Source organism: Limimaricola sp. AA108-03 (assembly GCF_050847355.1).
Classification (GTDB): Bacteria; Pseudomonadota; Alphaproteobacteria; order Rhodobacterales; family Rhodobacteraceae; genus Limimaricola.
The window spans coordinates 846,900-870,130 of record NZ_CP193755.1 but is presented as its reverse complement, the minus strand read 5'-3'; the positions used below and the strand labels follow the sequence as shown (position 1 = coordinate 870,130).

Here is a 23,231-nt window from a genome sequence, read left to right as displayed (position 1 = left end):
ACGATCAGCCCTCGATCTTCGACAGATCCGCCACCGATCCGCAGGTCGTGCGAATCCGCGACAGCAGGTTCAGCCGGTTGCGTCGCAGCACCTGATTCTCGGTGTTCACCTGCACCGCTTCGAAGAAGGCGTCGATCGGCGCCCGCAGGCTCGCCATCGCGGCCATGGCGGTGGCGAAGTCCTCGGAGGCCATCGCGGCATCGATCTTCGGCTGCGCCCCGTCGAGCGCGGCAAAGAGCGCCTTTTCCTCGGAGGCTTCGGCGAATTTCGCGTCTGCGCCAAAGGAATACTCGACCCCGTCCTTCTCCTCGGCCTGGGTCAGGATGTTGTTGGCGCGCTTGAAGCCTTGGGTCAGGTTCTCGCCATCCTCGGTCTTGAGGAACCCCGCCAGCGCCTCGGCCCGCGCGACCAGCAGCGTCAGGTCGTCATTGCCGGGCATGGCGATGCAGGCGTCGATGACATCATGCGGGATGCCCTCGGCGCGCAGATGCACCTTGAGGCGGTCATGGAAGAAGGAGAGCAGGTCCTCGACCGCGGCACGGCCATCGGCCTTGGCGATCAACTCCCGCAGTTGCAGCCGCAGCCCGTTCGACAGCACCAGACGGATCACGCCCAGCGCGGCGCGGCGCAGCGCGAAGGGGTCCTTGGAGCCGGTGGGCTTCTCGTCGATCGCCCAGAAGCCCGCCAGCGTGTCGAGCTTGTCAGCCAATGCCACGGCGACCGAGACCGGCGCGGAAGGCACGGCGTCGGAGGGGCCGAGCGGCTGGTAGTGCTCCTGCGTGGCGGCGGCGATCGCCGGTGAAAGCCCCTGCGCCTCGGCGTAGTAGCGCCCCATCAGACCCTGAAGCTCGGGGAACTCGCCCACCATCTCGGAGCGCAGATCGGCCTTGGCCACCTTCGCCGCCCGCTCGGCCTCGTCGGCCTCGGCCGAGACCTGCGGCGCGATCTCGCGCGCCAGCGCCGCGATACGGGCAACCCGGTCGGATTGCGAGCCGAGGCGGTTGTGGAAGGTCACGTTGGACAGCCCCTCGCCCATCGCCTCGAGGCCGCCCTCCTTCACCACGCGCAGATCGTTCTCCCAGAAGAACTTGGCATCCGAAAGACGCGCGGCGAGCACCTTGCCGTTGCCGGCGAGGATGGTGGCGCCGTGATCGCGCGTCTCGATATTGGCGACGGTGACGAAGCGGGTGATCCTGCCCGATTTCGGATCGCGCACCGAAAAGAACTTCTGGTGCTCCTTCATCGAGGTCTGCAGCACTTCCGGCGGCAAATCGAGGAACTCGTCGCCGATCTCGCCCATCAGCACCACGGGCCATTCCACGAGACCCGCGACCTCGTCCAGAAGCCCGCGATCCTCGACCAGTTCGAGCCCCTGCGCAAAGGCCTGGCTGGAAGCCTCGGACCAGATCGTCTCGGCCCGTTCCTCGGCGCGCAGCAGCACGCAGCCGCGCTTCAGCTTGGCCTCGTAATCCTCGAAGGAGCTGACCGTGAATTCGTCCGCCCCCATGAAACGGTGGCCGCGCGTGAGGTCACCGGTCGCGATCCCGTCGATCTGCATCGGCACCACCCGCGCGCCCTGCTCGTCCGACAGCAGGCACAGGATCGAGTGCAGCGGCCGGACCCAGCGCAGGTCGCCCGCGCCCCAGCGCATCGATTTCGGCCAGGGGAAGTTGCGGATCGCGCCCTCCAGCACCTCGGCCACGATCTCCTCGGCTGACCGCCCCTTGTGGGTGATCTTCGCGAAATAGGCCTGACCCTTCTTCTCGTCGCGGATCTCGAGCTGCTCCTTGGTCAACCCGGTGGAGCGCAGGAACCCCTCCAGCGCCTTTTCCGGCGCGTCGGTGCGCGGGCCCTTGCGCTCCTCGACGGTGTCGCGGCTCGCCTCCGAGAGCCCCTCGACCGAGAGCGCGAGACGGCGCGGCGTGTGGAAGGCCCCGGCGGAGGCGTAGGTGAGGCCCGCCTCGACGAGGCCATCCGTCACCATGCGCTTCAGATCCTCGGCGGCACGCGCCTGCATGCGGGCCGGGATTTCCTCGGAAAACAGTTCGATCAGCAGGTCGGGCATCAATAGGTCCCTTCGGGTGGGGTCGGGCAGCCGGCGGGAGCCGGGTCGCCGTCGAAGACGGTTTCGCCGCAAAGGTTGATCTGGTTCCAGGCGAGGCCGCGCCCGTCCGGCATCACGACGAGGATTCGGTCGATGCCGTAGGGCTCGTTAAGCTTCCATGCATAGGCGCGGGCCTGCCCGCTCTCGAGCGCCTCGCCCACCTCGCGCGCGTCGAAGCAGTCGAACCAGCCGGGCGCGACCAAGGGCTCGGCGTTCTCATGCTCGATGGCGTGCTCGAAAGGCGCGGCATCCTCGATCCGCATGCAGGCGCGGAAGCGGATCGGCGAGCTATCGCTGTCGATCGCGCGCAGGTCGGAGACCGCGACGCGCACCGGTGCGGCCCGGTCGTCGAGCACCACGACCTCGCCCACCTGCGCGGGCGTCAGCTCCTCGTAATAGGCATAAACCTGCAGGTACCACATCAACACGCCCGACAGGAGCGCGAAGGCCAAGAGCGCCGAGATGACGATGCGGGTGATCATGCGGTGGCGCCGCCCGCCTCGGTGGTGACGAAGGCGTCGGCGCAGGCCTTGGCCAGCGCCCGCACGCGCCCGATATAGGCCTGCCGTTCGGTCACCGAGATCACGCCGCGCGCGTCGAGCAGGTTGAACAGGTGGCTGGCCTTGATCGCCTGGTCATAGGCGGGGTGCGCCATGACGATGCGCTTGCCGGTGCGCGGATCCTCGGCCGGCTGGCTCAGGATCTTCGCGCATTCGGCCTCGGCATCCTCGAAATGGCGCAGCAGCATCTCGGTGGTCGCGGTGTCGAAGTTGTGGCGGGAATACTCTTCCTCGGTCTGGCGGAACACGTCGCCATAGCTCAGCGCGATCGGCGCGTCGGGGTCGTTGAACGGCATCTCCATGACGTGGTCGACGCCGAGCACATACATCGCCAGGCGCTCCAGCCCGTAGGTCAGCTCGCCAGAGACCGGACGACAGTCATGGCCGCCCACCTGCTGGAAATAGGTGAACTGCGACACTTCCATGCCGTCGCACCAGACTTCCCAGCCCAAGCCCCATGCGCCCAGCGTCGGGCTTTCCCAATCGTCCTCGACGAAGCGGATGTCGTGCAGCGAAGTGTCGATGCCGATCGCGCGCAGCGACCCGAGATAGAGATCCTGCAGATCCTTGGGCGAGGGTTTGATGATGACCTGATACTGGTAGTAGTGCTGCAGCCGGTTCGGGTTCTCGCCATAGCGCCCGTCGGTCGGGCGGCGCGAGGGTTGCACATAGGCCGCGGCCCAGGGGTTCGCGCCCAGCGCGCGCAGTGTCGTCGCCGGGTGGAAGGTGCCCGCCCCCACCTCCATGTCATAGGGCTGCAGCACGGCGCAGCCCTTGGTCGCCCAGTAGGACTGGAGCCGCAGGATGATCTCCTGGAAGGAACGGGGAGCATCGGTCATCTGGGGGCCTCTCGCCGGGTCACGGATCGCGGGCCTGCTTACGGCGCGCCGCTCAGAGGGTCAATCATGGCGCCGCGGCGCAACAGGCGGGGCCACTGCGGCGCTTTGGCATGGCCCACCCCGAGGGCGGTGCTATGCTCTTCGGCCAGATCCAGCAAAACGGGACGCGCGATTCACATGAAACGACTGCTTGCAGCCCTACTCGCCACCGGCTTCTTCTCCGGCCCCGGCTGGGCCCAGGATGGCGGCGTCTGGCTGCAGGTCGAGGCGCGACCGACGCTGAGCCAGGCCGAGGCCCGCGCCCGCGCCTATGCCGGGCGGTTCGACGCGGTGTCGGGCTACGCGCTGGGCTCGGGCTGGTACGGCATCGCGCTGGGCCCTTACGATCCGGCCGAGGCGCGCCGGCTCCTGGGCGAGCTGAAGGCCGCGGGCGCGATCCCGGGCGATGCCTTCGTGGCCGATGGCACGCAATATCGCTCGCGCTTCTGGCCGGTAGGCGCGCGCGGCGATGCGCCCGGTCGCGCATCTGCCGCGACCGCACCGGACAGCGCGGCTGCGCCCGAAACCGAGGCGACCGCCGCCCCCGCACCTTCCGAACTCCCCGCCCCCGCCGCGCCGCGCGAGACCCTGGCCGAAGCCCGGGCCTCGGAAGCACGGCTCGACCGCACCGCGCGCGAGCGGTTGCAGGTCGCCCTGCGCTGGGCCGGCGTCTATGACGCGGCCATCGACGGTGCCTTCGGGGCGGGCACGCGCGCCGCGATGGCCGAATGGCAGCGGCAGAACGGCTTCGAGGCGACCGGTGTGCTCAGCTCGACCCAGCGTGCGGCGCTGATCGACGCCTACGAGGCCGTGCTCGACGGGCTCGGGCTGGAACTGGTGAGCGACGATCAGGCCGGGGTTGCAGTGGAGATGCCGACCGCGCTGGTCGCACGCGGCGAGGTGCGGCCCCCCTTCGTGCATTACGACGCGACCGGCGATCTGGACGCGCAGGTATTGCTGATCTCGCAACCCGGCGGCGCCAAACGGCTCGCCGGGCTCTACGAAATCATGCAGACGCTGGAAATCGTGCCCCCGGAGGGCCCGCGCGGCCTCGACGCGCGAAGCTTCGTGATCGAGGGCGCGGACGCAAACCGCGTCACCCATGTCGAAGCCGCCGTGATCGACGGCGCGATCAAGGGCTTCGCGCTGATCTGGCCCGCCGGTGACGAAGACCGTCGCCAGCGGCTGCTGTCGCGGATGCAGGCCAGCTTCGCGGCGCGCTCCGGCGTGTTGGAGCCGGCTGCGGTGCCCGCCGACGAGGCGCAGTCGATCGATCTCGTGGCCGGGCTGGAGCTGCGCCGGCCGCTGCGCGAGCGGGCCGGCATCTTCGTCGACGAGGCCGGCACCGTCGCGACCGCGGCCGAAGCGGTGGCGGGCTGCGGCGACGTGGCGATCGACGGGCTGCGCGGCGCCTCGGTCGAGATGGCGGATGCGGCCTCCGGGCTGGCGCTCCTGCGTCCTGCCGCGCCGCTGGCGCCGCGCGGCATCGCCACCTTCCAGACCGGCGTGCCACGGATCGGCGACAAGGTGGCCGTGGCGGGCTTTCCCTATGGTGGGGCGCTGTCCCTCGCGACGGCCACCTTCGGACGGCTGGCCGATATCAGGGGGCCGGGCGGCGAAGAGGACCTCAAGCGGCTAGAGTTGAAAACCCAGCCCGGCGATGTAGGCGGGCCGGTGCTCGACATGGGCGGCGCGGTGCTGGGGCTCTTGCTGCCGGGCGATCGGCAGGAGGACCGGGTGCTGCCCGACGGCGTGGCGCTGGTGCTGGAGAGCGAGACGCTGCTCGCCGCGCTCGATGCCGCCGGGATCGAGGCCAAGCGCAGCGAGGCGCGGGTCGAGGACACGGTTCAGGCGGTGGCCCGGCGCGCGGGGGAAATGACGGCTCTGGTGAGCTGCTGGGAGTGAGCCTCAGACCAGATCCGGCGTGAGCCGGATCAGGGTCGGCCCATCGGCCCGGAACGCGCGCTCAAGCGCCGGGCCGATTTCATCGAGGCTTTCCGGCGCTTCTGACAGCGCCCCCCAGGCGCGGGCCAGGGCGCAGAAATCCGGGTTGCGTTGATGCACCGCATTCGGCGCGATCTGCGCGGCCCGCATGCTGGCCTCGATCTCGCCCAGCTGGCCATTGTCCCAGACCACGATCGGCAAAGGCAGCCCAAGCTCGACCGCCGTTCCAAGCTCGGGGATCGTGTATTGCAGCCCGTAATCCCCGGCCAGCGCCACGACCGGCAGATCGGGACGGCCCACCGCTGCGCCGATCGCGGCGGGCAGCGCGTAGCCCAGAGTGCCGAAGCCCGAGGGGTGGTGCCACAGCCCCGGCACAGGCGCGGGCCAGGCCTCGACCGCCGCGTAGGCCAGCTGGGTCATGTCCGAGAACACCATAGCCTCGCAGGGCAACGCCGCGCGCAGCGCGTCGATCACCGGCAACAGGCCGGGGCGCTCGGCATCGATCTCGGCGAACCAGCGGCGCCGCGCGGCATCGACCCGGTCGGGCTGCCATTCCGCAATCGGGGCACCCGGCCCCAGCGCCTCGTGCAGCGCCGCCAATCCCGCGGTCGCGTCACCCGCCAGCCGCAATTCGGAGCGCCGATCGGCGGCCAGAATCGCGGGGTCGAGGTCGAGGCGGATCACCCGCGCCGCCGGATCGAAGCCCGGCGCTTCGCGCCACAGGTCGGTTTCCGACAGGGCACAGCCGACGATCAGCACCGCATCGGCCCGGCCGATCTCGCGGGCGCTGCCGGGGCGCGCGAGAAAACTGCCGTAATGCAACGGGTCGCCCGGCGCGATGACGCCGCGCCCGGCAATGCTGACGAAGCTCGCGGCGCCGAGCCGCGCAACCAGGGCCCGCGCCTCGGTGGCGGCGCCGGCGGCACCGCCGCCGAGGATCAGCAGCGGTCGCCGCGCCTCGCCAAGGATCCGCGCGGCCCGCCTCACCAATCCGGGATCGGGGGCGCGGGGCGGCGTCGGCTGGACCGGCGGCGGTGCCGGCGGCGCCCCGGCTTCGAGCAGCGGAATCGGCAGTTGCAGGTGGACCGGACGCGGGCGCCGCTCGGCAAAGCCGGCGAAGGCGCGATCGAGCAGCGCATAGGCGTGCTCGGCGTCGCGCGCCTCCTCGGACCAGGCCGTCACCGCCGCCGCGGCACCACGCTGGTCGCGCATCTCGTGCAGCCGGTGGTCGGGCGGACCGCCATTCGGCAGGCAGGAGGAAATCGCGAGGACCGCGACGCTGTCGGACCAGCTCTGGCCCAAGGGCGTCATCAGGTTGCACAGGCCGGGCCCGGAGATCACGCAGGCCACGCCGGGGCGGCCGGTGGCGCGGGCATAGCCGTCGGCCATGAAGCCCGCGCCCTGCTCGTGCCGGGCCAGAACGTGGCGCAGCCCGGCGCTGTCGAGGCCGCGATAGATCTCCTGATTGTGGACGCCGGGGATGCCGAACACCACCTCGACGCCGCGATCTGCCAGCGCCGCCGCGATCTCCACCCCCAGCGGGCGACCTTCTGCACCGGACCTGTTCATGAGCGCCAGAACTCCCTCGTGACCACGACCAACACCACCAGAAGCTCCAGCCTGCCGATGAACATGGCGATGGTGAGGATCCATTTCGCCGCGTCGGGCAGCGGCTCGAAATTGCCGGCGGGTCCGATGATCGGCCCGAGGCCGGGACCGACATTGGCAATCGACGTCGCCGCCCCCGACACGCTGGTGATGAAATCGAGCCCGGTCAGCGACAGCAGCACCGAGGTGATGCCGATCGAGACGATGAACACCACGAAGAACGACATCACCGAGGACAGCGCATCGGGCGGGACCGGCCGACCGTCATAGCGCGGAGTGAAGATCCCGTGCGGCTGGTGGATCTTGCGGATCTGGGCCGAGATCGAAGCGAAGAGGATCTGGTAGCGGAAGATCTTGACGGAGCAGGCGGTCGATCCGGCGCAGCCGCCGATCAGCCCGATGAAGAAGAACATCGCCACCGGGAACGGACCCCAGGTCATGTAGTCGGCGCTGGCATAGCCGGTGCCGGACATGATCGAGATCACGTTGAACAACGCCTCGCGGAAGGCCTGCTCGGTGAAGCCTTGGCTGTAATCCGCGAGCGACAGCGAGATCAGCAGCACGCAGACGAGGATCACCAAGAAGAAATCGCGTACCTGGGCGTCGCGCAGCAGGGGCCGCGCCTGCCCCGCGGCGAGCTGGACGTAGCGAACGAAGGGCAGGGCCGCGAGGAACATGAAGGCCGCACCGACATACTGCACCCCGGCCCCGTAGGCGGCGAAGGAGGCGTCGGAATTGGCGAAACCGCCGGTGGCGATGGTGGTCATCGCGTGCACCGCCGCGTCGAAGGGGTCCATCCCGGTGGTGATATAGGCCAGCATGCAAGCCAAGGTCATGCCGACATAGATCACCGAGATACCGCTCGCGATCTCGGCGGCACGGGGCAGGATCTTGCCCATGGTCTCGAAAGCCTCGGAGCGGAACACCTGCATGCCGCCGACCTTGAGCTCGGGCAGAAACACCATTGCGACGACGATGATGCCGATGCCGCCCAGCCATTGCAGGATTCCGCGCCACAGCAAGAGCCCGCGCGGCAGGTCGTCGAGCCCGACCAGCACGGTTCCACCGGTGGTGGTGATGCCCGACATCGCCTCGAATACCGCATCGGTGATGCTGCTGTCGGTGACGCCGAGGATGAAGGGCAACGCGCCGAAGCTGGGCAGCGTGATCCACACCGAGGAGGTGATCAGGAAGGTCTGCCGCAGCGTGAGCCGCGGCTTCACCCCGTTTTGGCACGACAGCGCCATCAGCACGCCTGTCAGAAGCGTCAGCACCGCGCTTTCGAGAAAGACCGGCCAGTGACCATTGCCGGCGGCGATATCGGCCAGCATCGGGCCCAGCATGGTCAGGCCAAGCACCGACAGAAGAAGGCCGTTCACGTATCCGACGGGGCGCAGGTCGATCATGTCGGAGCGTTGGCTTAGCCCCTTCGCCCTGTCAAGCGAAGGGAAAATACCGTCGGCAGGCGTGGCAAGAGCGCCGCGCCCGCCCTGCCCGGATCAGCCCGCGTGCAGCAGGCTGGCGAAGAGCTGCGGGTCGAGGCTCTCCTGCGCGAAGGTCGGCCCCTCAGTCAGCAGGCTCACCGCGTCATGGCTGTGCAGGCTTTCCTGGTGGCTCGCCATGACCCGGAAATCGCCTACGCGCTCATCGGCCAGGAGCTGCTCGGCGAAGAGCCGGGCTGCGTCCTCGACGAAGATCGGATTGGCGGCGTTGAGTTCGGCAAAGGCCTGCTCGTCCTCGCGCTTGACCATCACCTGGGTCTCGGTCGGCACCGCGGCGCGGGCCATTTCGACCAGATCCTCGAACCACAGGACCGGACCCGGATTCACCACTACCGAAAGCCGCGCGACCGAGCGCTGCGAATGCGGCGTCGCAAGCTGGCCGCGGAACTGGCGCGCATGCTCCGACAGTTCCAGCGAACAGGGGCAGGTCGAGGAATAGACGTAATCGAGATGCACGATCCGCTTGGCCACTCCGGCCTGCTCGATCAGCTCCAGCGTCAGGTCGTAATACTGGTAGCCCGAAAGCCCCGAGCGCAGCGAAGGGCGCAGCATCGGGAAGCGCACCCGCATCTGGATCCGCGCGTCGAAGCTCTTGAGATCGGCGATGTAATCGGCCAGAGCCGCCTCGATCACCTCGAAGGAGAAGGTCTTGTCGGCATGGCGGTAGAAGGACCGCATGATGCGCGACATGTTGATGCCCTTCTTCTCGGCCTCGAGGCTCACCGTGCCGGTCACGCTCGCCTCGAGCGCGATGTCGCCGCCGTCACGGGTGTGGAACTTGATCGGCAGGCGGAAATTCGAGATACCGACATGCTGGATCGGCCGCGCCGCGCCGCGGATCAGGCTGGCAGGCCCGTTCTGCAGGTCGGGCAGCATCTCCCGGTAGGCTTCGTCCACGACGAAATCCTCGGGATAGGCACGGGCCAGCGCCGGGTAGTTCGACAGCTCCTGGCCCGGCAGCAGACGACCGACCAGCGGATCGAGCGTCGCCACCTCTTCGGGGCTGGCCTGAGCCGCCCAGGCACGCAGCAGCCGCAATGCCGCCGCCGCGTCGTCACGGCCGGGGGCGTCGGGATTGGCGGGCGCCGCCGGGCGATGCAGATCACGTGTGGCTTGGGTCACGATACAAATTCCTCCGGCGACGCGGCACTTAAGTATAGGTTTCTATACCGTTAGTGAGGGGTTGCTTGGCCTTTCCGTCAACCCTCTTTCGACATGGTTCGAACAAAATTAAAGCATTCCGATTGCCTGGCGCAAATCGGCGATCAGATCTTCGGCATCTTCGAGTCCGACCGAAAGCCGGATCAACCCGGGCGTGATACCGAGCGCGCTCTTCTGGGCCTCCGGCAGCCGCTGATGCGTCGTCGAGGCGGGATGCGTGGCGATCGACTTCGCATCACCCAAGTTATTAGAGATGATCACGATGTCGAGCGCGTTCAAGAGCTTGAACGCTGCGTCACGGCTGCCCGCGTCGAACACCACCACCGTGCCCCCGGCACCCATCTGCCGCATAGCGAGGTCGTGCTGCGGGTGCGCCGGCAACCCAGGATAGAGAACCTTGGTCAACTTGCTTTCTTGCGACAGCGCTTCGGCAATTCGCATCGCGCTCTCGGCCTGAGCCTTGACACGGAGTTCGATGGTCTCAAGCCCCTTGAGCATCAACCAGGCGCTGAACGGCGAGAGCGAGCCGCCGGTGTGCTTCATGTAGGGCTCGACCACGCCGCGGATGTGTTCCTCGGTGCCGAGGATCACGCCGCCGAGCGCCCTTCCCTGCCCGTCGATATGCTTGGTGGCGGAATAGACGACCACATCGGCGCCCTGCGCGATCGCATCGGAGAAGACCGGGGTGGCGAAGACGTTGTCGCAGATCACCTTGGCCCCCACCGCGTGGGCAAGCTCGGCCACGGCGGCGATATCGACCACCTCGAGCGCCGGGTTCGAGACGCTTTCGAAGAAGACCGCCTTGGTGTCGGCGCGGATCGCGGACTTCCACTCGTCGATGTTCTTGCCATCGACGAAGCTCACCTCGACGCCGTAGCGCGGCAGGATCTCCTCGAGGATATAGAGGCAGGACCCGAACAGCGCCCGGCTCGACACGACGTGGTCGCCGGCACGCAGCATGGAGGTCAGCGCGCCGTTCACCGCCGCCATGCCGGAGGCACAGGCAAAGCCCGCCTCGGCGCCTTCGAGGCTCGCGAGCCGCTCCTCGAACATCGCCACGGTGGGGTTGCCGTATCGGGCGTAGATGAACTCGTCGCCCTCGATCTTCACGAAACGTTGCTCGGCGGCCTCGGCGCTGTCGTAGACGAAGCCCTGCGTCATGTAGATCGCCTCGCTCACCTCGCCGTACTGGCTGCGGCGGGTGCCGGCGTGAACGGCGCGGGTGCGCTTGCGATATTGGGTCATGTCATGGCCTCCGGGCCCAGTTGTTCCGGGCGGCGGGGCTGGCACGGCGCGGGGCCGCGGCCCGGCCCGGCGCCGCTGTCTGACGTGGCGATAGCCCCCGGCCCCGCTACGGTCAAGCGCACCGCCCCGCTTGCATAAGCCGCACCATGCGGCAACTCTTCGCGCGACGCAGCCAGAGGACCGCCCATGCCCGCCCCGATCGATCTGCATTATTGGCCCACGCCAAACGGCTGGAAGGTCTCCATCGCGCTCGAGGAGATGGACCTGCCATACAGGGTGCATCTGGTCGACATCGGCGCGGGCGACCAGCGCCGCCCCGAGTTCCTCGCGCTCTCCCCCAATGGCCGTATGCCCGCGATCACCGACCCCGATGGGCCCGACGGCGCGCCGATCTCGATCTTCGAAAGCGGCGCGATCCTGCAGTATCTCGCGCGAAAGACCGGGCGCTTCTGCGGCAGGACCGAGCGCGAGCGCATCGCCGTGGACCAGTGGCTGATGTGGCAGATGGGGGGCTTGGGCCCGATGGCTGGACAGGCGCATCATTTCCTGCGCTATGCACCGGACATGACGCCGCCACAGGACATCCCCTACGCCAAGGATCGCTATAGGTCCGAAGTGGCTCGGCTCTACGGCGTGCTCGACCGGCAACTCGCCCTAAACGAACATGTCGCCGGTCCCGACCTCACCATCGCCGACATGGCGATCTTTCCATGGGCGCGACTTTGGCAGCGCCAGGACCAGGACATCGAGAACTTCCCGCATATGAAACGTTGGCTCGATGCGCTGGAGGCCCGGCCCGCAACCGCGCGTGGCGTCGCGCTGCATCTCGACAAGCGTCAGGCCAGCGCCGATCGCGACCAGCAAAAGCACATGTTCGGCAGCCGCTGAACGCGATGCCGCCGGGTCCTCTCGGCACCCGGCGGCAACTTTGTTCCAAAAATACGCAAAACCCGCGGTCGCGGCTACTTCTCGGGCTCGATCATGTAGCGCTGCAGCGACGCGATCTGCAGCCACAGGAAAAGGAACAGTGCCGCCGGGAAGGCGAAGGTCTCGATCTTGACCCAGAGTTCCTCGGGCTGGGTGCGCCAGACGATCTCGTTGGCCACGGCGAGCGCCGCGAACATCGCGATGAGCCGCCGCGTCAGCAGCATCCAGCCTTCGTGCCGCATCGGCAGCGCCTCGCCCATCACCCATTCGAGCCAGCTGCGGCCCAATGCCAGCCCGGTAGCGAGGATCGCCGCGAAAAGCCCGTAGACGATGGTGGTCTTCATCATGAAAAACCGCTCATCGTTGAACCAGGCGGTGAGCCCGCCGAAGAAGATCACCATGAAGGCGGTAAAGACCTGCATCCGGCTCAGCGCGCCGGTCAGCGCCCAGAGCGCCCCCATCGCGACCAGCAGGATCGGAATGAAGATCAGCGTCGCGAGGATGAAACCCGAATACTCGGTGCCGGCGATCAGGAAGCTGTCATCCTTGATCCGCAGATAGACGAGGAAGAAAGCCAAGGTCGGGCCCAACTCCAGAACCTGCTTGAGCCACGGGCTGATCTTGCGTTGCGCCATCTCGTTCCCCCTGTTCGGCGCATGCCCCGCGCCGCTTGCGGTGCCGTACATACGCATCCATGCGCGGTTCGACCAGTGCAGCGGACGCATGGGAACACGTGCCGGTGATTTCCGGTTTACCTGCAGGATGAGGCAGGAGGTTACGATCCATGTTCGAGGCGCTGCAGACCGATCTCGCCACCGGGTTCAGGGCTACAGGGCCTTGGGTGGCGGCGATGCGCCTGATGGCCGCGATCATCCTGAGCGGGATCATCGGGATCGAGCGCGAATGGCGCGGCAAACCCGCGGGCCTGCGCACCCATATCCTGGTCGGGCTGGCCGCCGCGCTGTTCGTGATGCTCGGGCAGGAGGTCACGCAGCTCGATTTCGGTGGCACCGATGACAAGCGCATCGATCCGCTGCGACTGATCGAGGCGGTGACCTCCGGCGTGGCCTTCCTCGCCGCCGGGATCATCTTCACCGCCAAGGGCGAAGTGCGCAACATCACCACCGGTGCCTCGCTCTGGCTCGCGGGGGCGGTGGGGCTGGGCTGCGGCGCCGGTCAGATCCCGCTCGCCGCAATGGCCTCGATCATGGTGGTGATCGTCCTGATGCTGCTGCGCGAGGTGGAGCGGTTGCTCGGCTGGCACGACTAGGCCAGTTCGCCCTCCGCGCCGGTGAGCGCGCGCGCGAATTCCTCGGGGTCGAACGGCGCGAGATCATCGATCTGCTCGCCCACGCCGATGGCATGGATCGGCAGGCCGAAGCGGTCCGCCAGCGCCACCAGCACGCCGCCGCGCGCCGTGCCGTCGAGCTTGGTCATCACGAGGCCGGATACATCCGCGATGTTGCGGAAGATCTCGACCTGGCTCAGCGCGTTCTGCCCGGTCGTCGCGTCGAGCACGAGGAGCGTGTTGTGCGGCGCGTCGGGATCCTTCTTGCGGATCACCCGCACGATCTTCGACAGCTCTTCCATCAGGTCCTGACGGTTCTGCAGCCGCCCGGCAGTATCGATCAACAGCAGGTCGGCACCATCGGCCTGAGCCTTGGTCATCGCATCGAAGGCAAGGCTCGCCGGGTCGGTCCCCTGCGGTGCCGTCATCACCGGCACGCCGGCGCGATCGCCCCAGATCTGAAGCTGCTCGACGGCAGCGGCGCGGAAGGTATCGCCGGCCGCAATCACCACGGATTTCCCGGCCTCGCGGAACTGGCTGGCCAGCTTGCCGATCGTCGTGGTCTTGCCCGAGCCGTTGACGCCGACCACCAGCACCACCTGCGGCTTCTTGGGGTAGAGCGGCATCGGACGGGCCACTGGCTCCATGATGCGGGATATCTCGCCCGCGAGCAGATCCTTGATCTCGGGCACCGAGAGCTTCCGGCCCATCCGGCCCTCTGCGATGTTGGCGGTGACGCGCAGCGCCGTCTCGACACCCATGTCGGATTGGATCAGCAGTTCCTCGAGCCGCTCCAGCATCGCGTCGTCGAGTTCGCGGCGCGGCGCGCCGGGCTCCCCTCCCTTGCCGAAGAGACGTCCCAGAAGACCCGGCTTCTGCGCCGCCGGTTCCGGAGCCGGCCCGGGCTGCGGCGCGGCTTCGCGAGCGGGTTCCTCGCGCACGGGCGGTGCGGGTGGCGTCACCGGTGCGGCGGGCATGCCCGGTGTCACCGGCGGCGCGACGGGCGGTTCCGCATCCGGGGTCGCCGGGCGCGGGCCAGCGGGGGCGCTGGGCTCCGGGCGCGGCGCGGTCTCGGGAGCCGTTTCGGGCACAGGTTCCGGCGGAGGCGCGGCGCGATCGGTCTCGGCGGGCCGCGGCGCCTCGGCGGTGTCATCGCCCTCCCCGACGATTTCTTCGAGCCCGCGATCCAGCTTGGAGGATGAGGTGAAGAGCCGGTCTTTGAGTTTTCCGAAAAACGACATGCGCGGCCCGGTCCTGCTGTCCTTGAGAATACCTTCTCCACCTAACCATTGCGGATCATCTTGGAAAGGGAGGCATGCCCATGGATCCGGGGCAGTACCATGGTTGTGGAAGGCATGGCGGCCCGATCGGCAGCCCTGCCCCCAGTCCGGCCGCGCCTGCCAACAATGGACCCGTACATGGCGGAATGGCGCGCAGCCTCTGCAAAATGGCTGGCGGCGCGGGCGGCTGGATGCGAGCCTGAACGCATGACGTCGCTTCGCCTGATCGCCCTGGTGAGCCTCGCCGCCCTGCCTTTGCGGGCGCAGGAGGCCGAACCGCTGAGCCCCGAGGAATTCGCCGCCCGGGTGCAGGGCCGGACCCTGACCTACCAGAGCGGCGGCGCTCCCTATGGCATGGAACGCTATGGGCCCGACCGGCAGGTGACGTGGTCCTTTCTCGACGGGCGCTGCCTCGACGGTGAATGGTACCCCAATGCGGGTGCGATCTGCTTCGCCTACGAGGACGGCACCGGTCCGGAATGCTGGCGCTTCTACGACCGGGACGGACGGCTCAGCGCCGAGTTCATCAACGACCCGGACATGCCGCAGCTTTACGAGACTCAGGACAGCGAGGCCCCGCTGTCGTGCCAGCCGGAGGTCGGCGTCTAGAGCAGAGTGCCCTGCTCGGGTGGCGTCGCTGGCTTTGTGCCGCGCTTGGGCTTCGCTCCCTGCCCGACCTGCAGCCGCCCGTCGCGGAACTCGATCTCCAGCACCGTGGCCGCCTGCGCGCCGGACAGGTCGGTGACGACATGGCCGTCGCCGCGCACCACCGCATAGCCACGCGCCAGCGTCGCCTCGTAGCCCAGCGTGACGCGCAGCCGCTCGAGCGCTGCAAGACGCTCGCGCCGGCGCTCAAGGCGCGTGGTGACGAGGTCGGGCCGCAGACGCGCCGCGAGACGCTCGAACTCCCGCCGCTCGCGGCGGAGCGCCGCGTCGAGCGCCGCCGGGTTGAGCCGCAGCCCTTCGAGCCGCAGCCGCTTTTGCGCCAGCCCGGCACGATGCGCGCCCGGCAGCCGTCCGGCGGCCGCCTCCAGCCGGTCGCGGCCGCGCTCAACGGCGCGGGTGACGAGGCCGGGGCGCAGCGGGTGGTCCGACAGCTCGATCCGTTTCTTCGCGATGGCGGCGCGCAGTGCTCCGGGCAGCCGGGTCTCGAGCGCGTCGAGCCGCTGCGCCGGTGCCATCAGAAGCGCCTCGGGGCGCGGCAGAGCCCGTGACAGGTCGCGCAATCGTTCTGCGCGCCGATCGAGGCCCGCATGCGTGCATTGCCCCAGCCGTGCGCCGAACTGTGCCAGCACCGCCTGCAACTCGGCCCGCACCGGCACCGCGATCTCGGCTGCCGCCGTGGGGGTGGGCGCGCGACGGTCGGAGGCGTGATCGATCAGCGTGGTGTCGGTCTCGTGGCCGACCGCCGAGATCAGCGGGATCGCGCTATCGGCCGCGGCACGGACCACTATCTCCTCGTTGAAGCCCCACAGGTCCTCGATCGAGCCGCCGCCACGCGCCACGATCAGGAGATCGGGACGCGGCAGCGCGCCGCCCGGCGACATGGCATTGAAGCCGCGGATCGCGGCGGCCACCTCGGCGGCCGAGGATTTCCCCTGCACCGCCACGGGCCAGACCAGCACCTTGCGCGGAAACCGGTCGCGCAGCCGATGCAGGATGTCGCGGATCACCGCTCCCGTCGGCGAGGTGACGACGCCGATGATCTCGGGCAGATAGGGCAGCGGCCGCTTGCGCGCGGCATCGAACAGCCCCTCGGCGGCCAGCGCCTGGCGCCGCTTTTCCAGCATTGCCATGAGCGCGCCGGCACCCGCCGGGACCACCTCCTCGACGTTGAGCTGGTAACGCGATTGCGGGCCGAAGGTGGTCATGCGGCCGGTGGCGATGACCTCCATCCCCTCCTCGGGACGATGGCTGAGCTTGGCGACCTGCCCCTTCCAGCTGACCGCGGCCAGAACCGAGCGGTCATCCTTGAGATCGAAATACATGTGGCCGGTGCGCGCCACGGTGACGCGGCCCACCTCGCCGCGCACCCGGACATGGCCGAACTCGCCCTCGATGGTCTTCTTCACCGCGCCCGAAATCTCGGAAACGGTGAACTCATGCGCGTTGTCGCCCGCCTCGGGAGCGTCGTCTTCGAACAGGTCCATGGGCTCTGTCTGCACCAGAGCGGCGCGCGGGGCAACGGGGCTAGAACCCCGGCTCGGCCTCGTCGCGGCTGTCCGCTTCCACCTCTTCGAGCCACTCGGAATAGGCCCTGTCGGCGAGGTCCCCCATGAAGTTCTCGATCCCCTCGGCCGAGCTCATGTCCGGCTTGACCTGGCCGCGCGTCATGGCGAACAGGAAGTCAGCGGCGCCGAACAGCCCGACCGCGAATTCGGCGCCCCAGCTCGCGTTCAGATTGCCGTCGTAGAACCCGGCGCGCGCCAGTTCCTCCTGCATCGCGCGACGCTCGGCCGGCGGAAACTGCATGAATATCTCGGAGAGGGAGGCATGGTCGGCGGAGGCCGCAGGCACGGCGAGCGCCGCGACGACGGCCGCTGCCGCAATGAAATTACTGAATCGCATAGGAAATCCGCCCTGTCCTCTCCTCGTTATATGCGGCGGCCTGTTTATATGGCCATGTTCGATAGACCGGGCTCCCGGTATCGTTACCGATCGGCCACATGATTGCCCAAGGGGCAGGTCGCGCATAGAAGCGGCCCCGATGGCAAGCGGCGCAGGAGACGCGACATGAACATTCTCATCCTCGGGTCCGGCGGGCGCGAACATTCCATCGCCTGGGCGGTGCTGCAGAACCCCAAATGCGACCGGCTGATCGTGGCGCCGGGTAATGCCGGGATCGCGCAGATCGCCGAATGCGCCGATATCGACATCTTCGACGGCGACGCGGTGGCGGGCTTCGCCACGGAGAACGCCGTCGATCTCGTCATCATCGGCCCCGAGGCGCCCTTGGCCGCGGGCGTGGCGGATGCCTGCCGCGCGGCCGGGCTGAAGGTGTTCGGCCCCTCCGCCGCGGCGGCTCGGCTCGAAAGTTCCAAGAGCTTCACCAAGGCGATCTGCGACGCCGCCCATGCGCCGACCGCCCGATACGCGCATTTCTCGGACCTCGAATCGGCCCGCGCCTACCTTGCCAAGCAGCCAATGCCGATCGTCATCAAGGCCGACGGGCTGGCCGCCGGCAAAGGCGTCGTCGTGGCGACCGAGCGCGACATGGCGGTCTCCGCGCTCGAGCACATGTTCGGCGGCGAGTTCGGCGCGGCAGGCTCCGAGGTGGTGATCGAGGAGTTCATGGAGGGCGAGGAAGCCAGCTATTTCGTGCTGGTGGATGGCGAGACGGTGCTGCCGATCGGCACGGCGCAGGATCACAAGCGCGTGGGCGACGGCGATACCGGACCCAATACCGGCGGCATGGGCGCCTACTCCCCGGCGCCGATCCTCGACGAAACGGTGGCTAGAAAGGCGCTCGACGAGATCATCCGTCCGACGATGCGCGAAATGGCCAAGCGCGGTACGCCCTATTCCGGCGTTCTCTATGCCGGGCTAATGATCCGCAATGGCGAGCCGCGCCTCGTTGAGTACAACGTCCGCTTCGGTGACCCGGAATGTCAGGTGCTGATGATGCGGCTAGGTGGTCAGGCGCTCGACCTGATCCAGGCCTGTGCCGAGGGGCGGCTGGACAGCGTCGAGGCGCAATGGGCCGAGGATCACGCGCTGACCGTGGTGATGGCGGCCAAGGGCTATCCGGGCAGCTATGAGAAGGGCTCGGAAATCCACGGCCTCGACGCGCTTGAGGAAAACTCGTCGGAAATGGTGTTCCACGCCGGTACGGCCGCGCGGAACGGCGCCATCACCGCCAATGGCGGGCGTGTGCTCAACGTCACGGCGCGTGGCGAGACCCTCGCACAGGCGCGCGAGGCGGCCTACCGGATGGTCGATGCGATCGACTGGCCGGATGGGTTCTGCCGCCGCGACATCGGCTGGCGCGCGCTGCCGCAGAAGCTTTGATCGCGAATCCCGCCTAGCGGATTCGAGCGGCGGACACGGCGGTACGGGTGGATCTCTCCCGTGCCGGCTCCGCCTTCTGATCAGAGCACACCCGATGTGATGGGCATCATACGAAAGGGCCGCACCTCTCGGTGCGGCCCTTATCTCGTCGCGATATAGCCCGATCAGGCGGCGGCGGCGCGGTTCACCAGCACGCCGTCGATCTCGCGGGCGGCGGCGGTCTCGTCGTTGCCCGAAACGGCCGCGATCTCGCGGATCAGCCGCTCGAGCGCAGCCTCGTAGAGCTGACGCTCGGAATAGGACTGCTCGCGCTGGTCGTCGGCGCGGTGCAGGTCGCGGACGACCTCGGCGATGGCAATCAGATCGCCGGAATTGATCTTCTGCTCGTATTCCTGTGCCCGACGCGACCACATCGCCTTCTTGACCTTGGCCTTGCCCTTGAGGGTCTTGAGCGCATGCGCCACGACGTCGGGCGACGACAGCGAGCGCAGACCGGCCTCGGTGGCCTTGTGAGTCGGCACGCGCAGAGTCATCTTGTCCTTCTCGAAGGAGATCACGAAGAGTTCGAGCGACATGCCCGCCACTTCCTGCTCCTCGATCGAGACGATCTTGCCGACGCCATGGGCGGGGTAGACCACGAAATCATCGGGACGGAATTCGTTTTTCTTCTTGCTCATGATGTCCTTCCTGTAGATCCGCACTGTGAGTACGACACGCAAAGAACCCGGCGAACCGAAAGGGTCCGTCAGGGGCAGTTACGGCCAAGTGGGATCAGGTTTTCAGCAGCATTACCGAAACAACATACCACAAAAACGCCCCCGACGGAAGCGGGGACGCGCAGGGCCCGTTTCGACGCCGCGCAGCGGCCTCAGCCGCCCTCGCCGGGCTTCTCCGAGAAGAGCTCCATCTTGCCGGGCTTGCCGTCCATTTCCTCGGCCCCGGGCAGGGGATCCTTCTTGGTGACGATCACCGGCCAGATCTCGGAGTATTTGCGGTTGAACTCGACCCATTTCTCGACGTCCGGCTCGGTGTCGGGCCGGATCGCGTCGGCCGGGCATTCGGGCTCGCAGACGCCGCAATCGATGCACTCGTCGGGATGGATGACGAGCATGTTCTCGCCCTCGTAGAAGCAGTCGACGGGGCAGACCTCGACGCAATCCGTGTACTTGCAGGCGATGCAGTTGTCCTTGACGACGTAGGTCATTGGCGGGCCCTCGATGCTTGTTGCGGCCTAGCTAGAACAGTCCGCAGGGTCATTCAAGCGCCGCCGACCCTTCCTCCTTGCCGTCGTCCCCGGGTTGCGGCGCGGCGGGCGGGTCGAGATCGTCGTAGAGCATGCGCGCCTCGGGAGCGGGCCCGCGCCGTTCGCCGAGCGCGAGAATCCGGATCACCCGGATCGCGCGGCCCTGCGGAAAGGTCAGCACGTCGCCCGCGCCGACACCGCGCGAGGGGCGCGCGGCGGGCTGGCCATTGACCCGTACCCGGCCCTTGGAAACCAGCGTGGCGGCGAGGCTCCGGGTCTTGAAGAACCGGGCCTGCCAGAGCCACTTGTCGAGGCGCAGCGTATCGCGCCGCGCCTCGGCCGGGTTGGTGTCGCCCCGGCTCAATCGCGCTTGAAGCCCGCCAGCGCGGCGGCGAAGGGATTGTCGGGGTCGATCTTCTTCTCGCGCTGCGGCTGCGAGGAGAAGCTGCGCGGACGCTCGCCCTGCTCCGGCTTGGGGCTGCGGCGCTTGCCGTCGCCCTTGCCCTCGCCGCGACCGTTCGGCTTGCCCTTGGCGCCGCGCGGGGCACCGCCATCCTTGCGGGCGTGATCGGGCTTGCCGCCCTGCCGCCGGCCCTTCGCGCCCTCGCCGCCCCGGCGCTGTCCGCGACCGGCCCAGGTGAAGGTGTAGAAGGTCTCCATCTCCGCCGCTTCGGCTTCGGCGGCCTCCTCCGCGCCTTGCGGTGCGGTCTCGCCCACGGCGATGGTGCCGGGCGGGATCTCGGTCGGCGTGCCGGCCGGGATGCCCGCGGGCGGATCGCTGTCGGGCATCTCGTCGGGCGCCGGCGCCGGGCCGCGATCGGGCGATTGCCCCGGCAACTCCGAGGGAGGCAGGTCCGGCTCGGTCCCCGGCACGTCGGTCGGGCTCGCCGGCGCATTGTCCGGCCGATCCGGCGCTTCGGGCGTCTCGTTTGGCAGGTCCGGCTGCTCGGGCGCGTCGGGCGGGGTGATGCCCGGCGCGTCGGGCTGATCCGGCGCCTCGGGCGGCGTATTGCCCGGAACATCCGGCCCCTCGGGTGCCGGCGGCGTGGTATCGGGGGTTTCGCCCGGCACCTCTTCGGGGGTGGCGGCACGGACGGGTTTGACCTTGGGGCGCTCGCCCTTCTCGGCCTTGTAACCCAGCCCGGTCATCAGCTCGGCGAACTGCTCGAGCGACAAGCCGGTGATCGAGAGCATGTCGGGCACCGCCTCGAAGCCGCCCTTGCTGTCGCGGTCACGCAGCATGTCCGCGAGACGTTCCAGCATGTCGATGCGGATCGCCCGCTCGCCGGCGGCGCGGTAACCCGCCATCGCGTAGTAGCCCGGCACGGCGCCACGCGTGGCGGGCACGGTGACAAGGCCCGGCGGCGGCGTCTCGGGAAACTCCTGCAGGTTCTTCGACAGGGCCCAGAGCACGAGGCGGATGCGGGTCGGCGCGGGTTTCAGGAGCGCCGGCATGAACACGGTGAACTGGCCGAAGCGGATGCCGTGCTTGCGGAGCGCGCCGCGCGCCTCCTGATCCAGCGCCCGCACCTCTTCGGCGACGTCGCCGCGCGGAATGATGCCGAAATTCTCGACCATGCGGTAGGCAAAGCCCTTGGCCTGGCCGGTCAGGGTCTCGTCACCGCCCAGCGCCAGCAGCGGCTCCTGCGTCGCGGCGATCTTGCGGTCGATGAAATGCTGCAGCCGGCGTTTCACCTTCTCGGTGATCTCGGGACCGGCTTCCTCATCGACATAGGCCACGACCTGCGGCTTGAACGGATCGGCGCCGGAGACCAGCTTGCCGACGGCGGAAGAGCCCCACATCAGGCCGCCCTGCTCGGTCACGTCGATCTCGGTGTCGGGCGCGTTGTAGAAGCGGTCCGCGCGCAGGTGGAACTGCGGCGCGAGCGCCTTGTCCGCGGCCTGCCGCAGGGTCTTCGCCTCGTCCGGGCCGCCCGCCTTGTCGGCGCGGAACCGGAATCCTTCCAGCCGTCCGACGAATTCGCCCTCGACCGTCACGTCGCCGTTGTCTGTCACTTCGGCCACCATGACCTCCTTCTGCTTGAGCCGCCGGGCCAGAACGCTGGTCCGCCGATCCACGAATCTTTGAGTCAGCGCGCCATGCAGCGCATCCGACAGGCGATCTTCTACTCCGCGCGTGATCTCGCGCCAATGGCTTTCATCCCCGACCCAGCCGCGGCGCTGGGCCACATAGGTCCATGTGCGGATATAGGCCAGCCGTTTCGACAGCGCGTCGATATCGCCGTCGGTGCGGTCGATGCGCTGGATACGCTTGGCGAACCAGTCGTCAGGAATGCGGCCGCGATCCTGCAGATGCGCAAAAATCTGCCCAACCATCTCCGCATGCTCGCCCCGGCCGATGCCGCGGAAATCCGGGAGCCGGCAGACATCCCACAGCAGCCGCACCGAGGCCCCGTCATGCGCGCGGCTCTGGATCAGCGGATCGGCCGCGAGCGATTTCAGCGCCGCGAGATCGTCGCTTTCGCGCACCCGGCCCAGCCAAGGGTTGTTGGTGCGTTGCTCGAGCGTCTGGATCAGCCGCTTCAGCGAGCCGAATTGCAGATCGGAATTGCGCCAGAACAGGCGGGTGACGGGCCGGAACTGGTGGTTCTCGATCGCCTCGATCACCTCGTCCTCGAGCGGCGGCGCCTCGCCAGTGACGCCGAAGCTGCCATTGGTGCGGTGCCGCCCGGCCCGACCGGCGATCTGCGCCAGCTCGTCGGGGGCGAGATGGCGCATCTTGTGGCCGTCGAACTTGATCAGCGACGAAAAGGCGACATGGCCGATATCGAGATTGAGCCCCATCCCGATCGCGTCGGTGGCGACGAGATAGTCGACATCGCCGTTCTGATACATCTCGACCTGCGCATTGCGGGTCCGCGGCGAGAGCGCCCCCATCACCACGGCGGCCCCGCCCTTCTGGCGGCGGATCAACTCGGCGATCGCATAGACGCTATCGACCGAGAAACCGACGATGGCGGAGCGTTCGGGCATCCGGCTGAGCTTCTTCGAACCCGCATAGCTGAGCGTCGAGAGCCGGTCGCGGCGCATGGTCTCGGCCTCCGGTACGAGGCTGCGGATCGCGGGCGCCATGGTTTCTGAGCCGAGGAACAACGTCTCGTAGCGGCCGCGCGCACGCAGCAGCCGGTCGGTGAAGACATGGCCACGCTCGGGGTCGGCGCAGAGCTGGATCTCGTCCACGGCGAGGAAATCGGCATCCATCTCGGGCATCGCCTCGACGGTGCAGACCCAATAGGCGGCGCGCGGCGGCACGATCCGCTCCTCGCCCGTCACCAGCGCCACCACCGAGGGGCCGCGCGCCTTGACGATCCGGTCATAGACCTCGCGGGCGAGCAGCCGCAGCGGCAGGCCGATGATGCCGGTGCGATAGGCCAGCATCCGTTCGATCGCGTAATGCGTCTTGCCGGTATTGGTGGGGCCGAGCACGGCGCCGATGCGGGAGGGGGTCATGGGAGGTCCTGT

General features: G+C 68.3%; 20 protein-coding genes. 5 read left to right on the top strand and 15 right to left on the bottom strand.

All coding sequences use genetic code 11. From position 1 onward, the window contains the following. Positions 1-4 precede the first annotated feature (4 nt). From glyS to ACRAQ3_RS04315, 3 genes are read right to left on the bottom strand one after another with little or no spacing between them, the layout of a single operon-like run. Positions 5-2,065 carry a glycine--tRNA ligase subunit beta gene (glyS, locus tag ACRAQ3_RS04325; protein WP_432255799.1) on the bottom strand — a complete coding sequence of 687 codons (2,061 nt, stop codon included), beginning with the start codon at positions 2,063-2,065 and terminating at the stop codon, positions 5-7. Next, a complete protein-coding gene (locus ACRAQ3_RS04320) occupies positions 2,065-2,586 on the bottom strand; it encodes a DUF6446 family protein (RefSeq protein WP_085894577.1) in 522 nt (173 codons plus the stop codon). Before ACRAQ3_RS04320 ends, glyS begins: the two co-directional genes overlap by 1 nt. Beyond that, positions 2,583-3,503: a glycine--tRNA ligase subunit alpha gene (locus ACRAQ3_RS04315; protein ID WP_269396563.1), complete on the bottom strand. Its 921-nt coding sequence runs from the start codon at positions 3,501-3,503 to the stop codon at positions 2,583-2,585. The genes ACRAQ3_RS04320 and ACRAQ3_RS04315 overlap by 4 nt, the downstream gene beginning before the upstream one ends. 177 nt (positions 3,504-3,680) lie before the next feature. Between ACRAQ3_RS04315 and ACRAQ3_RS04310 the strand changes: the two genes are divergently transcribed. Further along, positions 3,681-5,447, top strand: a complete 1,767-nt coding sequence (locus ACRAQ3_RS04310) for a serine protease (RefSeq protein ID WP_432255798.1) — start codon at positions 3,681-3,683, stop codon at positions 5,445-5,447. A gap of 3 nt (positions 5,448-5,450) precedes the next feature. On the opposite strand, the gene ACRAQ3_RS04305 is transcribed toward ACRAQ3_RS04310, so the two are convergent. The 4 genes from ACRAQ3_RS04305 to metZ all read right to left on the bottom strand — a co-directional run bounded on the left by ACRAQ3_RS04305 (position 5,451) and on the right by metZ (position 11,002). Beyond that, complete coding sequence (locus ACRAQ3_RS04305) at positions 5,451-7,055, bottom strand: thiamine pyrophosphate-binding protein (RefSeq protein ID WP_432255797.1); 1,605 nt, start codon at positions 7,053-7,055, stop codon at positions 5,451-5,453. Beyond that, positions 7,052-8,500, bottom strand: a complete 1,449-nt coding sequence (locus tag ACRAQ3_RS04300) for a TrkH family potassium uptake protein (protein ID WP_269396560.1) — start codon at positions 8,498-8,500, stop codon at positions 7,052-7,054. The genes ACRAQ3_RS04305 and ACRAQ3_RS04300 overlap by 4 nt, the downstream gene beginning before the upstream one ends. Before the next feature lie 93 nt (positions 8,501-8,593). After that, positions 8,594-9,697: a GTP cyclohydrolase FolE2 gene (gene folE2 / locus ACRAQ3_RS04295; RefSeq protein ID WP_269396605.1), complete on the bottom strand. Its 1,104-nt coding sequence runs from the start codon at positions 9,695-9,697 to the stop codon at positions 8,594-8,596. A 129-nt stretch (positions 9,698-9,826) separates the two neighbouring features. Beyond that, positions 9,827-11,002: an O-succinylhomoserine sulfhydrylase gene (gene metZ / locus ACRAQ3_RS04290; RefSeq protein ID WP_432255796.1), complete on the bottom strand. Its 1,176-nt coding sequence runs from the start codon at positions 11,000-11,002 to the stop codon at positions 9,827-9,829. Positions 11,003-11,188: 186 nt separating this feature from the next. On the opposite strand from metZ, the gene ACRAQ3_RS04285 reads away from it, so the two are divergent. Continuing rightward, complete coding sequence (locus ACRAQ3_RS04285; protein WP_432255795.1) at positions 11,189-11,890, top strand: glutathione S-transferase N-terminal domain-containing protein; 702 nt, start codon at positions 11,189-11,191, stop codon at positions 11,888-11,890. 74 nt (positions 11,891-11,964) lie between these two features. Here the strand turns inward: ACRAQ3_RS04285 and ACRAQ3_RS04280 are convergent, their stop codons facing one another. Further along, positions 11,965-12,564: an inner membrane-spanning protein YciB gene (locus tag ACRAQ3_RS04280; RefSeq protein ID WP_269396557.1), complete on the bottom strand. Its 600-nt coding sequence runs from the start codon at positions 12,562-12,564 to the stop codon at positions 11,965-11,967. Between the two features lie 149 nt (positions 12,565-12,713). On the opposite strand from ACRAQ3_RS04280, the gene ACRAQ3_RS04275 reads away from it, so the two are divergent. Beyond that, positions 12,714-13,199, top strand: coding sequence for an MgtC/SapB family protein (locus ACRAQ3_RS04275; protein ID WP_269396556.1), 486 nt, complete (start codon positions 12,714-12,716; stop codon positions 13,197-13,199). Here the strand turns inward: ACRAQ3_RS04275 and ftsY are convergent. Continuing rightward, entirely contained in the window at positions 13,196-14,458 is a 1,263-nt protein-coding gene (gene ftsY, locus ACRAQ3_RS04270) for a signal recognition particle-docking protein FtsY (protein ID WP_432255794.1), read from the bottom strand. The two genes, ACRAQ3_RS04275 and ftsY, sit on opposite strands and share 4 nt — an antisense overlap. 246 nt (positions 14,459-14,704) lie before the next feature. On the opposite strand from ftsY, the gene ACRAQ3_RS04265 reads away from it, so the two are divergent. After that, entirely contained in the window at positions 14,705-15,106 is a 402-nt protein-coding gene (locus ACRAQ3_RS04265; RefSeq protein WP_432255793.1) for a hypothetical protein, read from the top strand. Here the strand turns inward: ACRAQ3_RS04265 and xseA are convergent. Both xseA and ACRAQ3_RS04255 read right to left on the bottom strand, forming a co-directional pair. Continuing rightward, a complete protein-coding gene (xseA, locus tag ACRAQ3_RS04260) occupies positions 15,103-16,647 on the bottom strand; it encodes an exodeoxyribonuclease VII large subunit (RefSeq protein WP_269396553.1) in 1,545 nt (514 codons plus the stop codon). The genes ACRAQ3_RS04265 and xseA overlap by 4 nt on opposite strands. 40 nt (positions 16,648-16,687) lie before the next feature. Beyond that, positions 16,688-17,065 carry a hypothetical protein gene (locus ACRAQ3_RS04255; RefSeq protein WP_432255792.1) on the bottom strand — a complete coding sequence of 126 codons (378 nt, stop codon included), beginning with the start codon at positions 17,063-17,065 and terminating at the stop codon, positions 16,688-16,690. Between the two features lie 165 nt (positions 17,066-17,230). On the opposite strand from ACRAQ3_RS04255, the gene purD reads away from it, so the two are divergent. Then, positions 17,231-18,505 carry a phosphoribosylamine--glycine ligase gene (gene purD, locus ACRAQ3_RS04250; RefSeq protein ID WP_269396551.1) on the top strand — a complete coding sequence of 425 codons (1,275 nt, stop codon included), beginning with the start codon at positions 17,231-17,233 and terminating at the stop codon, positions 18,503-18,505. A 164-nt stretch (positions 18,506-18,669) separates the two neighbouring features. On the opposite strand, the gene ACRAQ3_RS04245 is transcribed toward purD, so the two are convergent. The 4 genes from ACRAQ3_RS04245 to ACRAQ3_RS04230 form a co-directional block, all read right to left on the bottom strand. After that, positions 18,670-19,182, bottom strand: coding sequence for a CarD family transcriptional regulator (locus ACRAQ3_RS04245; protein ID WP_017927150.1), 513 nt, complete (start codon positions 19,180-19,182; stop codon positions 18,670-18,672). A gap of 191 nt (positions 19,183-19,373) precedes the next feature. After that, complete coding sequence (gene fdxA, locus ACRAQ3_RS04240; RefSeq protein ID WP_085894564.1) at positions 19,374-19,709, bottom strand: ferredoxin FdxA; 336 nt, start codon at positions 19,707-19,709, stop codon at positions 19,374-19,376. Between the two features lie 49 nt (positions 19,710-19,758). After that, complete coding sequence (locus ACRAQ3_RS04235; protein WP_432255791.1) at positions 19,759-20,112, bottom strand: RNA-binding S4 domain-containing protein; 354 nt, start codon at positions 20,110-20,112, stop codon at positions 19,759-19,761. Further along, entirely contained in the window at positions 20,109-23,219 is a 3,111-nt protein-coding gene (locus ACRAQ3_RS04230) for a helicase-related protein (RefSeq protein ID WP_432255790.1), read from the bottom strand. Before ACRAQ3_RS04230 ends, ACRAQ3_RS04235 begins: the two co-directional genes overlap by 4 nt. Positions 23,220-23,231 lie beyond the last annotated feature (12 nt).

What these genes read in the sequence shown, in the direction of transcription:
- ACRAQ3_RS04310 (WP_432255798.1), top strand. Translation starts at nt 3,681, where the DNA reads ATGAAACGACTGCTTGCAGCCCTACTCGCCACCGGCTTCTTCTCCGGC.
- ACRAQ3_RS04275 (WP_269396556.1), top strand. Translation starts at nt 12,714, where the DNA reads ATGTTCGAGGCGCTGCAGACCGATCTCGCCACCGGGTTCAGGGCTACA.
- glyS (WP_432255799.1), bottom strand. Translation starts at nt 2,065, where the DNA reads ATGCCCGACCTGCTGATCGAACTGTTTTCCGAGGAAATCCCGGCCCGC.
- ACRAQ3_RS04265 (WP_432255793.1), top strand. Translation starts at nt 14,705, where the DNA reads ATGACGTCGCTTCGCCTGATCGCCCTGGTGAGCCTCGCCGCCCTGCCT.
- ACRAQ3_RS04230 (WP_432255790.1), bottom strand. Translation starts at nt 23,219, where the DNA reads ATGACCCCCTCCCGCATCGGCGCCGTGCTCGGCCCCACCAATACCGGC.
- ACRAQ3_RS04280 (WP_269396557.1), bottom strand. Translation starts at nt 12,564, where the DNA reads ATGGCGCAACGCAAGATCAGCCCGTGGCTCAAGCAGGTTCTGGAGTTG.
- ACRAQ3_RS04285 (WP_432255795.1), top strand. Translation starts at nt 11,189, where the DNA reads ATGCCCGCCCCGATCGATCTGCATTATTGGCCCACGCCAAACGGCTGG.
- purD (WP_269396551.1), top strand. Translation starts at nt 17,231, where the DNA reads ATGAACATTCTCATCCTCGGGTCCGGCGGGCGCGAACATTCCATCGCC.
- ACRAQ3_RS04255 (WP_432255792.1), bottom strand. Translation starts at nt 17,065, where the DNA reads ATGCGATTCAGTAATTTCATTGCGGCAGCGGCCGTCGTCGCGGCGCTC.
- xseA (WP_269396553.1), bottom strand. Translation starts at nt 16,647, where the DNA reads ATGGACCTGTTCGAAGACGACGCTCCCGAGGCGGGCGACAACGCGCAT.
- metZ (WP_432255796.1), bottom strand. Translation starts at nt 11,002, where the DNA reads ATGACCCAATATCGCAAGCGCACCCGCGCCGTTCACGCCGGCACCCGC.
- ftsY (WP_432255794.1), bottom strand. Translation starts at nt 14,458, where the DNA reads ATGTCGTTTTTCGGAAAACTCAAAGACCGGCTCTTCACCTCATCCTCC.
- ACRAQ3_RS04245 (WP_017927150.1), bottom strand. Translation starts at nt 19,182, where the DNA reads ATGAGCAAGAAGAAAAACGAATTCCGTCCCGATGATTTCGTGGTCTAC.
- ACRAQ3_RS04300 (WP_269396560.1), bottom strand. Translation starts at nt 8,500, where the DNA reads ATGATCGACCTGCGCCCCGTCGGATACGTGAACGGCCTTCTTCTGTCG.
- ACRAQ3_RS04305 (WP_432255797.1), bottom strand. Translation starts at nt 7,055, where the DNA reads ATGAACAGGTCCGGTGCAGAAGGTCGCCCGCTGGGGGTGGAGATCGCG.
- fdxA (WP_085894564.1), bottom strand. Translation starts at nt 19,709, where the DNA reads ATGACCTACGTCGTCAAGGACAACTGCATCGCCTGCAAGTACACGGAT.
- ACRAQ3_RS04315 (WP_269396563.1), bottom strand. Translation starts at nt 3,503, where the DNA reads ATGACCGATGCTCCCCGTTCCTTCCAGGAGATCATCCTGCGGCTCCAG.
- ACRAQ3_RS04320 (WP_085894577.1), bottom strand. Translation starts at nt 2,586, where the DNA reads ATGATCACCCGCATCGTCATCTCGGCGCTCTTGGCCTTCGCGCTCCTG.